An 11,859-nucleotide genomic window follows, 5' to 3' on the forward strand; every position below is an offset into this window, starting at 1 on the left:
TGTTATCTGTAGGTCGGTTGCGGGTGTCCTCGACTGTCGCTGACGGTGATCGGGATGGTGTTTGCGACCGTGGGCGACATGCTTATCTGTAGTGCTGTACTCGATGATCTGCGCTCTGCGGGGCGGGTTTTGGCGGATCGGTGTGAATCGGGAATGCCGCGTGTGACTGTGGTTGAAATTTCTTAGCGCTGTCAGGTTGTGGCGGTGGCTGGTTGTGGTGTTGGTGTGGGGTGTGTTGTGGGTGTGGTGGGGCGTTGTGGCCACCAGCTGGCTTGGCGGAGCAGGGTGGCGATGGCTGGGACGGTGAGGGTGCGTACGAGGAAGGTGTCCAGCAGTAGTCCGCAGCCGATGATGAGTCCGGTTTGGATCATGATGGCTACCGATCCGATCATCAGGCCGAACATGCTGGCTGCGAAGATGAGGCCGGCGGAGGTGATGACTGAGCCGGTGGTGGCTACGGTGCGCAGCACGCCGACGCGGATGTTGTGGGTGGATTCTTCGCGGAGTCGGGATACGAGCAGCATGTTGTAGTCGGCGCCGACGGCGACGAGGATGATGAACGCTAGTAGTGGTACGGGCCAAGCGATTTGGTGGCCGAGGATCCATTGGAAGACGATGACTCCGATACCGAGTGAGGCCAGGTAGTTCAGCACGACGGTGCCCAGCAGATATAGCGGGGCGATCAGGGCGCGTAGCAGGGCGATGAGGATGAGTCCGACAATGACCAGGGTGGCGATGGCCAGTTGGGTGAAGTCGGATGAGAGCAGGCGTTGGATGTCGGAGTTGACGGCGGGGAATCCGGCGACCGAGACGGTGGCGTGGTCCAGGGAGGTGTTGGGGCGTGCGGTGTTGGCGACGTCGGTGATCTGGCGGGCCAGGTTCATCGCCTCGCCGCTGTAGGGGTCGGTGTTGGTGTCGATGGCGAAGCGGGCGGTTTTGCCGTCGGGTGAGAGGAAGTGTTTGGCGACGTCGGCGAATTGGCGGTTGTCGAAGGCTTCGGGGGGCAGGTAGAAGCCGGTGGCGGCATCGGATCCGGCGGTGGCGCGGGCGGAGTTTTGCAGTTGGGCCGCGATTTGACTCATCCCGGACAGCATTTGGATGTTGCTGTCGGCCAGGGTGTGCACGCCGGTGGCCAGGGCGCGTGCGCCGGAGGCCAGTTGGCTGATGCCGTGTTGGAGTCGGCCGATGTTGGCGGTCAGGTTTTCGGGGTTGCCGAGGGTTTTGAAGGCGTTGTTCATGGTGGCCACGGTGTGTTGCACTTCGGTGAGGGTGCCGGTGACGGTGGCGTTGGTGGCCGGGTTGTACTGGTCGCCCAGGGTGGCGAGTTGGGTGAAGAATCCGTTGTCGCGCAGGGTGGTCAGGATACTGACCTGGTCGCGGATCTGGGTGCATTGCGGGGTGGTGATACACCACGGTGAGGTGTTGAGTGCGGTGACGAGCGGGTCGAGGGCGGCGATGGCGGTCTGGGCGCGTTCGGCCAGGGGTCGGATGCCGGGGCCGGCTTGGATGGCGGTGTCGACCTCGGGTGCGGTGGCTGAGAGTTGTTGCAGCAGCGGGCCGAAGCGCTGCATGTTCTCACCGGCGGCGCCGGCTTGGGTGAGTACACCGCCCAGGGGGGTGAGCGCGGTGCGCACGGTGGTGTCGAGTTGGGCCAGGCCGTCGGCGAGTTGGTCGGCGCCGTGGGTGAGCTTGTCCAGGTCGGTGCGCCGGTCGTTGCCCTGGGCGACCGAGTCGGCCATCTTGTCGCCGATTTGTCCGTTCTGCCAGGACAGTTGGGCTTGGTCGAGGCGTTGCCCGGCCGGTCGGGTGATCCCGGAAACACGTGTCACGGCCGGGATTTGGGCGATGCGTGAGGCCATCTCGTCGAGGTCGGCCAGGCCTTTGCCGGTGCGCATGTCGGTCGGGTTTTCCACGACGAGGAATTCGGTGATGACGACGTCTTTGGGGAAATGGCGGTCCAGCAGCTGATAGCCCTGGTTGCTGGCGGTGGTGGGGGGTTGTCCTTGGCGGTCGTCGTAGCTGATGGTCATGGTCGCCGCGGCCGCTGACAGTGCCACCAGGATGGTCAGGCTGATGACCAGCAGCGGCACCGGGCGACGCACCACGGCCACGGCCACGCTGTTCCAGTAGCGGCGGGTGCGGTCGGGTTTGGGTTCGCCGATGCCGCGGGTGGCCGCCAGCGCCAGCACCGGCGGCAGCAGGGTCACGGTGGCGGCGAATCCGACTGCCACGGCGACCGCGCAGGCCGGACCGAGGCCGGCGAACACACTCAAGGTGGCGAACACCATGGCCAGAAAGGCCAGGGCCACGGTGCCCGCCGAGGCCAGGATGACTCGGCCGATGCTGGCGGTGGCCGCGATGACCGCCTGCTCGGCGGGCACCTGGGCGCGGCGTTGTTCGTGGTAGCGGCTGATCAGAAACACGGTGTAGTCGGTGCCGGCGCCGAGCAGGATCGCGGTCATGAACGCCACGGTGAACTGCGAGACCGGCATGCCGATTTCCCCCAGGGCAGAGAGCACCCCACGCCCGACGGCCAGGCTGATCCCGATCACCAGCAGCGGCAGCAGCGCGGTGAACACCGACCGGTACACGATCAGCAGGATCAGCGCGATCAGCCCGGCGGTGGCGATCGAAATGAACACCAGGTCGTGCTCGGCTGAGGCGATCTGATCGGCGAACGTGGCCGGTGGCCCTGTCACATAGGCCGTGGTGGACGTGTTGGCGAATGCCGTGTCGGTGAGATCGCGCACGGCTTGCACGGATTCGGCCGCGGTGGGATCACCGAGCGTGCCGGCCACCCCGACCGGCAGATACCAGGCCTTGCCGTCACCGCTGACCGCCTGGGTTCTGGTGACCGGGTCGGCCAGCAGATCCTGGACCAGCAGGACATGGTCGTGATCGGCGCGCAACCGCCCCACCAGATCCTGATAGCGCAGCTGATTATCGGGGGTCAGACCGGCCGGGTCTTGCATCGCGACGAACAGCATCGTCTTGGAGCCCTGCTCACCGAACGCCTCACTCATGCGGTCCACGGTCTGAAACGAGGGCACATCACGCGGGATCAGATCGACCGACTGTTGGCGCACCACCGTCTCCAGCTGCGGGAACAGCAGCGCCAGCACCACCGCGGCCGCGATCCATCCACCGATCACCAATGCCTTGTGGCCCACCGTGAACGCCGCGAGCCGACCCAACCGGGCGCTGTATTCCGAAGATCCGGACAGATCGACGCCGCGCCGGCCACGGGAAGGCCCAGCATCTCCGGTTCGATCGCCCATCCCCACGCCTCCCAAGAAACGAAACTATCGGTATCGCTACGATACTAATAGTCCCACACGAGGATCGGAAGGGCCGCGCCGACCTTTCGGGCCATGGTTGCGGCTGGGCGCGGTGGGGGGTGAATTAACTTGCGGTGTCCTCAGATTCGTCGTCGGGCAGGTCGTGGCGCACCACCCGCACCCGCCCGCGGGGCAGGCATGCCATGTAGCCGTGGCGTTTGCCGTAGAGCTCCCAGGAGGTCGCGGCCTCCTGGGGGGCGACATCGATGCGATGCCCGCGGGAAAAACCCAGGTGCAACCCGCCGCCCTCGTCGCACCACGCCCCCGTGCACACCGCGCCGGCCAGGTCCAGCAACGGACGCTGCTGGACCGAGACGTTGCCCGGGTCGATGAGGACCTGCTCTTCGGGATAAGACGATCCGATCGGCGGCAGGGTCAGCCGGATCGGGGTGGCGATCACCAATTCGTTGTAATCGTCGAGGTCGAGCACCAATCCGTCGCGCAACGAGACACGCTGAACGGTGCACCGCTCGATCCAGGGGGTATGCATGCCCGGCTCCCTTCGACACGTCGTTGTGTCGCTTTATGGTACTGGGAGTAGCGCAGCGATACTACTAGTATCGCTAAGTGGTGGTGTGGGTGCCGTGCACCAGCTGTCGGGTTGTGCGGTCGATGCGTTCGCGGGCCAGGTCCGCATCGATCCGGCCGCCGATGACGGCGATCAGGTTGGCCAGCCACACGTCGGCGATCAGGCTGGCCACGTCCCGGTCATGTGCGCTGGGTGTGGGCCCGCCCAGGGCGCGGGCCAGCATGTCCTCGATCACCGCGACAGCGTGCTCGATCGCGCTGGTGGCCTCGGTGTCGGCCACGACGAACGCACGCACCATCGCCTCGGTCAGGTGCGGGTTGGCCTGCCAGGCTGTGTGCAGGTGGGTGGTCAACCGCCCCAGCCGGGCCTGCGGCGCCAGTTCACCGGTACTCCAGACGAATTCGGTGTCGAGACGTTCGAATTCGCGGGCCAGCACCGTCACCAGCAGATGGCTTTTGGATCGGAAATGCCGATACAGCGAGCTGGCGGCAATGCCGGCCTGCGCGGCCACCGCACGCATCTGCACACCGTCAAAACCGTGTGCTGAGGCCACCGTCCACGCGGCATCCAGGATCGCCTCGCGACGCGCCCACACCGAGGCCGCCGGCCGGCGCGGGCGCCGCACCCGGTCCCGGGGTGCGGCGGTGGGCGCGCTCACCGCGACCCCGCGTCGGGGCCGGCGCCACCGTAGCGGGCCAGCTCGGCGAACAACTCCCCGAAACCGCTGATGTCACCGTGGGCGGCGAAATGGGCCGCATCCACCGTGATGAACACCGCCGAGGCGGTGAACCGGGTGACACCGTCCACGCCGACCCCCACCCCGTCCACATGCAACGCCCGGCCCTCGCGGGTGGCGATCCGCGCGGTCAGCCGATGCGTACATCCCAACGGCACCGGCTGCAGATAGTCCACCGTCAAACGGCGCGTCACCGCCGGGGTGGCCGCGATCCACAACGAAAACCCCAGCACGTCATCACAGGCCGCGGCGATCGCGCCACCGTGTGCGAGCCCCGGCGCACCGATATGACGCTCATCGAACACCAGATCAGCGAACACCTCATCGCCGCACCGAAACACCTCCAGCTGCAAACCGTGCGGATTGTCCGGCCCGCAGCCCATGCAGGTCGGCGTGTGTGACGGCAACCGCTGCGGCTGATCAGCACCCATCACGGCCTCCTCACACCCGGGCAGCCCCGCCACCGCGTCCCGACCCGGGACCGCCGGTACTAGCAGTTTCGCTGCGCTACTATCGGTACCATAACCGGGAGAGCGGGGGCAACGCACCGGCGATCGGAACACCAGGAGGTCAGGTGGGGACAGAACCCGCGGCGGCACCCGACGACGAGGACGACGTCGACCCGCGCCGCACCCGATCGCGCACCCGACTGCTCGACGCCGCGGCCAACCTGCTCAAAACCGGTGGGATCGAAGCCGTCACCATCGACGCGGTCACTAAAGCCTCCAAGGTCGCCCGCACCACCCTCTACCGCCACTTCAACAGTTCCTCACAACTGCTCGCGGCCACCTTCGAACGCCTTCTGCCCCAAGTCATCCCGCCCGCCCCGACCAGCGGCACCCTGCGTGAGCGGCTCATCGAACTGCTCTCGCGCCAAGCCGACCTGTTCGCCGAAGCGCCGCTGCACGTCACCACCTTGGCCTGGGCCGCGTTGGGCCCCACCGAAACGCACGACAGCGACAGCGATACCGGCCAACACGCCACCGCCAGCATGCTGCGCACCCGGGTGATCGAGCAGTACCGGCGGCCTTTCGACGAAATCCTGCACAGCCCCGAAACCTTCGACCAACTCGGCGAACTCGACATCGAACTGGCACTGTGCCAACTGGTCGGCCCCCTGGTCTTCGCCAGAATGACCGGCCTACGCGCCATCGGCCACCACGACTGCACCCGCATCGTCGACGACTTCATCACCGCGCAAACCACGCAGCGACCCGCACAACCAGCCAGCTAGGAGTTGGTGTCCGGGTGGGGTTTGCCGGCCAGTTGCCCGTGCAGGGTCGCGATGATGTGGTCGCGTTCGCGCAGTTGGGCTTTCAGGTCGGCGATCTGGGCGTCTCGTGCCTTCAGGCGGGTCCGTAGCGCGGTGATGATGCTGCTCTCGGTGTCGGTAGCCGGTGGTGGCGGTGGATCGGGGGCGGCGGCCAGCGGCTGGGTGGTGCGGATCTGTTCTCGCAGTTGGGGGCGGCGGTGGATGACGCTGCGTGACACTCCGGCGTGGCGGGCCAGGCTGCTGACGTTGATGTCGAGGCCCTGCTTGCGCATCTTCTTCAGGGCCCGATCGATACGGGCCTCGACGTCGGCGCTGCGTTTGCGGGCGCTGGCCTCAAGGGCGGTGAGGGAGGCGGGGGTGACGGTCATGCGGGTGTGTGAGGATCGGCTTTGCGCAGTGCTGAATCGTGCGCACCGCGGGTGGCCACAGGTTGCAGCGGGATGCGGTTGGCCGTCCCGGCCCCGGCGATCGCCTCCTGATGGGTGCGTTGATCTGCGGTCAGGCGGTCCAGGATGGCTTGCAGGGAATGCAATTCGCGCAGGCGTTGGGCGACCCATACGTTGTCATCGGTGAGTTCGCGGCCGGTGCGCTGGCGGTACTGCTGACGTCTGATCTCGACCAGCGCCGTGGTCTTGGCGTGCTGATCTTTGAGTTCGTCGAGGTGGGTGGCGTCGGTGGCGAAATGCCCGCACGACAGACAGGCGTTGCCCTTGTCGCAGGTTTTCAGTGGCGGCAGCAGGCACACCCCGTTGGGCAAGACCCGGTCGGTGCGCACTGAGAGCTGGGTCATGTCCAACATGTCAGACGGGCTGATTCCGATGTCGGTGCCGTGAGCGCCGATCTTCTTGTGTTTGAGGAACTCCGCTTCGGCGGTCGCGGCCAGTGTCGCGGCATAACGCATGGTCATCTCGGGGCTCTTGTGGCCCAGGTAGCGCTGGACGACGTGGATCGGCACGCCGTCGTTGAGCAGTTCGGTGGCCCGGGTGTGGCGCAGCCGATGCGTTTGGGTGAACCGCAACGGGTTTCCCGCAGCATCGCTGAGACCATGGATGGCATCGAGCTTGTCCAGGGAGGCCCGATACGTTGCATACGGGCGGGGCCGGCGCCCGGCCAGGTTTTGTTTGACCGCGATGAACAGGTATTTCGGGGTGAGGCTGGGGTGGGTGTCGGCGAGCCAGCGCTGTTGCTCGGCGATGACGTTGACCACGGCCTGCTCGACCAGGATGGTGGGGATGACCCCGTCGACTTTGGTCTGTTGGTAGCGCAGTTTGGCCACGAACACATCGGGGTCATCGGTGGCGGTGGGCCGCGCCGCGCCGGGGATCGCTTCGAGCGGGTGGTGATCGAGCATGAGAATTTCTGAGGCCCGCCGCCCAGTCAGTGCTTGCAGCAGCCAGATCCGGGCGGCCTGGGGGTCGCCGAGGCCTTTGATCAGCGACACGGTGCCATCGGGATGGGTCACCGACACCAGGGCGCCCCGTTGGGCGGCGAGCACGTCGAGGTAGGCCAGCATCTGCTGCAGTTCTCCAGTGGAGTACCAGGTCAATTCCCGGGTGCGGTGGGCGCGGCGGGTGCGAAACGCCGGCCCCCACAACCGGGTGTGCGCCGCGGACAGGTTCTCCCAACGCGCATCGCCGGTGGCTGCCGCGGCCTCGGGTGCATGGTCGAGCATGAACGTGTAGAAGCTCTGGATCTGAGATTGGCTGTCGCCGATCGCCGTGGCAGACAACGGCTTGTCAGGTCGGGCAGCCGCGGCTGGGGAGCGCAGGTATTCGTTGTAGGTAGTGAAAATCAGGCGTAGCTGCGCCGGGTCATCGGATAAGACGGGATCGGTGTAGCCACGCGCGATCACGAATTCACCGAAATGGCGCGCCATCTCGCGGGCACGATCGACTGCCGATGACCAGCGCAGCAACTCCGCATCCAGGCAGGTGCGCAGCCAAAACCGCACCCCTTCGCGCAGCCACGCTGGTTCGATCGCGCCGATGCGCACCGTCTTCTCGTGGCACGGTTCGTGTTCGCGTTGCGGGATCCGTGGATCGGCCCGCAGATCCCAGGTGTCATAGGCCCACCAGTCGATGGCGCTGGCCCGCACCGACACAAACAGGTGCAGATGCTCGATCAGGCCCACAATATTGCGGCGTGTGCCGCCGGCGGGCAGCCGCGCATTGCGCCGCTCGAACACCACGACCGCGTGGCGCACCATGTCGTTGACCGCCAGGTCGGTGATGCTCACCGGGTGGCGGCCGTGCGCACTGCGGTACTCGGCCGCGGCGGCGCTGATGGCCTGGGTGGCCCAGCGCAGCAGGGAATGCTCGATCTTGCGCAGCCCCTCGTGGTAGCACACCCACACCCACCAGGCGATCTCGTCGGCGAACCGCGCCGGTGTGGCCTGCGGGGTGAAGTCGTACACCCCAGCGGTCGCAGCGGGCGGCAGATCGTTCTTGCGGGACAGGAACACCCGATCTGCCGGGGGCAGATGCACCTGATAGGCCGGGCGGCGCCATTCGGCGGGTACCTGGGCCCACTGCGCCTGCCACGCCACCGCACCGAGGTCGCCTACCGGTGTGGTCAGGCGGCCCTCATTGCTGGCCATCGTGAAGTCCTTTCCATCCGGCGACATAGTTTTTCCACTCGGCCAGTGAACGCATCGCCGCGTCCTGGGTGACCCAGCCGTAGGTGGACAGAGTGGTCTGCACATCGGCGTGGCCCAGACGCCGCATCACCACATGCTCAGGCACCCCCGCCAGCAGCAACGCGGTGGCGTGAGTGTGGCGCAGCCAGTGCGGTGACCAATCCGGCGGCAGACTCCGATGCGCTGTGCGCAGCCCGCGCACCTTCTCGTAGATGTTCTCCTGGCGCATCGGCGAAAAACGCGGTCCCCGTTGCAGATTGACGAACACGAAATGATTCGACAGATCATCGACCACCTGGTCGGCGTTCATCGCGACCAACTGCCACACATACTCTGAATACAGTGCCTCCAGGTCATCACCGACATAGATCCGCCGCGGCCCGGTCTTGACCCGAGCACCATGGGGATGATCTTGGCGCTCCACAATGTCGATCCACGGGGTCGCACCGGCGCCGATATGAAAATCGTTGTGCCGCAGTGATAAGGCCTCGCCCAGACGCATTCCCGTTTCGGCCAGTACTGCGAAAAACAATCGGTTGCGCACCGCGGCGGCCCCGCCGGTCCAGTCCCCGTCGCGCTGCACCGAGCAGCCATCGAGGATCGTGGCCACCTGGGCAGGCGACAAGACAGGGGTAGCCGATCGCCGCGGGGTGCGCACCGGGTAGATCGGGTGCTCGCCGTCGCGGTGGGGCCCGACGCCGTCGAGGAACCCGACGTAGCGGTTGTGGCGCCGCCAGCTGCCCCGCTGAGTGACCAAACGCCGATAAGGCACCTCGGTGGTGCCGGCATCAGCGTGATAGCGATACATCGACAACACCGCAGCCGCCCGCGGCTGCAAAGAACTGGTCACCATCTTGGTCTCGGGGGCACCCAGGCGCGGTGTCCCGGGCAGATCCCCAGTCCGCAGATACTGCAAGTACTGCCCGAACAGGGTGGTGGGGAAGTCATCCCAGCGATGGCCGGTGTGCTCGAGCATCGTGAACCACCGCGCCAACCCCGCGGCGTAGCCACGCACCGTGTGCGGGGACGCGCCCCCCTCACGCAGAAACCTCAGATACTCCGCAGCCGGGGCCACCGGCAGATGATCGGCGCCAACGACCGTGTAGGTGACAGGCTGGTCGGCAAAGATCACCCGCTGCACTCGCGCCACCGGCCCCCCTTGTGTTCTAGCCGCGCCGGCTTCGCTGCCGCAACGGAATCACATTGCTGCCCGTACTGGGCGCCGATGACCCGGGTCCGACCGTCGCTCTGCCGCTGCCGGCGGCCACCCGCACCGCCGCCGCGCCCGGGGCGGCCCGCTGCCCGGCCATGAAGTCCTCCAGCAGATCCTGCGGCCACACCAAGTCATAGGGGGCCAGCATCGCCGCCGAACGCGCCGAAAACGCCATCTCCAGCCACTTGCTGATCAATCGTGGCCGCTCCACCTCACGGTCATTCCAGCCCGGCTCCACCCGACCCCACGTCGTATCGGTATCCGGATTGACCCGGGTGTAGAGCTGGCGGCGCAACGCCTCAAACCGCGCCCCAGTCAACAACTGCGAGGTATGCAGATGCTTGATCAACGCCCCCAGCGACACACCCCACTTTGCTTTCACCGGCAACAACTCCGCCAGCGACGGAGCCCGCGACACGTCCTTGGCCAGCACCGCCGCCGGCGCCAACAACTCCGAGGCGAACTGCGACGCCTGCTCCTCGCAGGCCTCGGTGACGCTGCCCGAGGCATGCAACACCAGATGACCCACCTCATGAGCCAGCGTCCAGCGGGTCCGTTCCCACGAATTCGATTGCCGCACAACGATCAACGGCCGGGTATTGAACTCCCCGACACGCACCGAATAACCCAAATGCTTGTCGATCTTGCCGGTGGAATCCCCGTCACCCAGGATCCGCCGTGACGAGGAGGTCAGCAAGCGGCGCACCACGACCACCACACCGCTGCGCTCGATCTCATGCGTCAGGTACTCGATCGGCTGATCGTGCTCCAACCCCCAACTGGCACGCACCGCCGCAGCGGCCTGGGTCACTGCGGTGTCGATCGGAAGTATCGGCAACTTCACCGCAGGTAACTGAGTGCGGCCATTGAGCTCGTCGAGAAACTCCCCAGCCAATGCCGCGAACTGCGCCAAATACTCCCGCTCGGTCGCCGTGATCGACCGCGGCGCACGGAACAACAGATCCGACTGGTGCACCCGCGACGTCGGAGCGGTGGTGAAAAATTTCGCCGGGAACCGCAACACCGCCACCAGCCGGTCGAAATCCTTGATCGGCAACGCCGTCGTGGTCGACTTCTCCAACCGGTTCAGCCGAGAATGCTTCCAGCCCAACGCTTCCATCACCGCAGTGGCAGTCATCGCGCGCATGACCCGGGCCTGGTTGACCCGCAACCCATACACGTCCACGGTCGTCGTCATTGCGACCTCGATTCAACAGCCACCCGCCGACATTCGCATCGACCCCCGACACCACGACCCCTTAAGCCGGCTCCTCGGGATCCTCGCCCGTCCCCAGCGCCGGCGGCTCGTACTCGCCGAAGTCGTCCCTGGGCCCCTGACCCTGCGCCGACGGAGTCACCAGCGGAGAGTCGGTGACTGGAGGCAGCGGCTCGGTTGCCAAAATCTGCACCCGCGACGCATTGTCCACATCCACCACGAACGCCAACACCGCCTCCGACAATCCCCACCCATCGTCGGTCGGCCACCACAGGGCGAAGATATCCGGTGTACCGGCCGGAGTCACAATCGGCGACGGAAACAACTGCGCCGGCTCGTCCTCGTCCAACAACATCTGCTCGTCGACCTGAGCCTTCGGCGGCCGCAGCACCCGAAGATCGCCGCCCGTCGGATGCGTCACCACCCGAACTCGCTCCCCGTGCAACACCTTCGACGGCCACCGTCGCGCACGAAAATCCATCCCCCGCGAATCGGCGATCTGCACCGACAACCCACTGCCACGAGAAGTCAACAACGTGTCCCCAGGGATCGGCTTGCGAAGCTCGCGCATCCTCAACACCATCTGGCGCACACACGTACAAAACGCCTGACCATGAATATCCAACGGATCCTCGAACAACGGCTGCCACATCTGGCCAACCTTGGGGATCACCACCTCCAAGTCGTAACGCAGAGTCGCCAACGACGGCCCATGATCCGACACCGCCTTGCGCAACCGCTCTTGTAGGTTCACACGGCGAATTTCGCACACAAAAACAGAGAGCGCAAGCAACACGCCGCATCGGCGTGGCGAGAGGGTTGATATTGCTACGCACACTCTTAGAGTACATGTACCCGACGATAAATACGCAGTTCAACACGCATTGTGCGCCCACATTGTGTAGTTAACTACTGATAA

The 11,859-nt window shown here is 65.9% G+C and carries 10 protein-coding genes; 1 reads left to right on the forward strand and 9 read right to left on the reverse strand.

Annotation, left to right across the window (positions count from 1 at the left end):
- Positions 1-191 precede the first annotated feature (191 nt).
- The 4 genes from AB0876_RS34015 to AB0876_RS34030 all read right to left on the reverse strand — a co-directional run bounded on the left by AB0876_RS34015 (position 192) and on the right by AB0876_RS34030 (position 5,034).
- Positions 192-3,278, reverse strand: coding sequence for an MMPL/RND family transporter (locus AB0876_RS34015; RefSeq protein WP_003882619.1), 3,087 nt, complete (start codon positions 3,276-3,278; stop codon positions 192-194).
- Positions 3,279-3,402: 124 nt separating this feature from the next.
- Positions 3,403-3,828, reverse strand: a complete 426-nt coding sequence (locus AB0876_RS34020) for a DUF6188 family protein (RefSeq protein WP_003882618.1) — start codon at positions 3,826-3,828, stop codon at positions 3,403-3,405.
- A gap of 73 nt (positions 3,829-3,901) precedes the next feature.
- A complete protein-coding gene (locus AB0876_RS34025; RefSeq protein ID WP_079710224.1) occupies positions 3,902-4,462 on the reverse strand; it encodes a TetR/AcrR family transcriptional regulator in 561 nt (186 codons plus the stop codon).
- Positions 4,463-4,521: 59 nt separating this feature from the next.
- Positions 4,522-5,034: a PaaI family thioesterase gene (locus AB0876_RS34030; protein ID WP_003882616.1), complete on the reverse strand. Its 513-nt coding sequence runs from the start codon at positions 5,032-5,034 to the stop codon at positions 4,522-4,524.
- A 143-nt stretch (positions 5,035-5,177) separates the two neighbouring features.
- Here AB0876_RS34030 and AB0876_RS34035 point away from each other — a divergent pair, with 143 nt between their 5' ends.
- Complete coding sequence (locus tag AB0876_RS34035; RefSeq protein WP_003882615.1) at positions 5,178-5,837, forward strand: TetR/AcrR family transcriptional regulator; 660 nt, start codon at positions 5,178-5,180, stop codon at positions 5,835-5,837.
- Here AB0876_RS34035 and AB0876_RS34040 read toward each other — a convergent pair.
- The 5 genes from AB0876_RS34040 to AB0876_RS34060 all read right to left on the reverse strand — a co-directional run bounded on the left by AB0876_RS34040 (position 5,834) and on the right by AB0876_RS34060 (position 11,694).
- Positions 5,834-6,244 (reverse strand): DUF6262 family protein, encoded by a 411-nt coding sequence (locus tag AB0876_RS34040; RefSeq protein ID WP_003882614.1) that lies wholly within the window; start codon positions 6,242-6,244, stop codon positions 5,834-5,836. The genes AB0876_RS34035 and AB0876_RS34040 overlap by 4 nt on opposite strands.
- Positions 6,241-8,472, reverse strand: a complete 2,232-nt coding sequence (locus tag AB0876_RS34045) for a site-specific integrase (RefSeq protein ID WP_003882613.1) — start codon at positions 8,470-8,472, stop codon at positions 6,241-6,243. Before AB0876_RS34045 ends, AB0876_RS34040 begins: the two co-directional genes overlap by 4 nt.
- A complete protein-coding gene (locus AB0876_RS34050; protein WP_021269098.1) occupies positions 8,459-9,661 on the reverse strand; it encodes a tyrosine-type recombinase/integrase in 1,203 nt (400 codons plus the stop codon). Before AB0876_RS34050 ends, AB0876_RS34045 begins: the two co-directional genes overlap by 14 nt.
- 16 nt (positions 9,662-9,677) lie before the next feature.
- Positions 9,678-10,922, reverse strand: a complete 1,245-nt coding sequence (locus AB0876_RS34055) for an ImmA/IrrE family metallo-endopeptidase (protein ID WP_003882611.1) — start codon at positions 10,920-10,922, stop codon at positions 9,678-9,680.
- Positions 10,923-10,983: 61 nt separating this feature from the next.
- Positions 10,984-11,694: a hypothetical protein gene (locus AB0876_RS34060; RefSeq protein WP_003882610.1), complete on the reverse strand. Its 711-nt coding sequence runs from the start codon at positions 11,692-11,694 to the stop codon at positions 10,984-10,986.
- Positions 11,695-11,859 lie beyond the last annotated feature (165 nt).

This window comes from Mycobacterium sp. NPDC049093 (assembly GCF_040704635.1).
Taxonomy (GTDB): Bacteria; Actinomycetota; Actinomycetes; order Mycobacteriales; family Mycobacteriaceae; genus Mycobacterium.

Bases quoted from the DNA above. Each gene is read 5' to 3' on its own strand.
- AB0876_RS34030 (WP_003882616.1), bottom strand. From the start codon at position 5,034: ATGGGTGCTGATCAGCCGCAGCGGTTGCCGTCACACACGCCGACCTGC.
- AB0876_RS34040 (WP_003882614.1), bottom strand. From the start codon at position 6,244: ATGACCGTCACCCCCGCCTCCCTCACCGCCCTTGAGGCCAGCGCCCGC.
- AB0876_RS34020 (WP_003882618.1), bottom strand. From the start codon at position 3,828: ATGCATACCCCCTGGATCGAGCGGTGCACCGTTCAGCGTGTCTCGTTG.
- AB0876_RS34055 (WP_003882611.1), bottom strand. From the start codon at position 10,922: ATGACGACGACCGTGGACGTGTATGGGTTGCGGGTCAACCAGGCCCGG.
- AB0876_RS34015 (WP_003882619.1), bottom strand. From the start codon at position 3,278: ATGGGCGATCGAACCGGAGATGCTGGGCCTTCCCGTGGCCGGCGCGGC.
- AB0876_RS34045 (WP_003882613.1), bottom strand. From the start codon at position 8,472: ATGGCCAGCAATGAGGGCCGCCTGACCACACCGGTAGGCGACCTCGGT.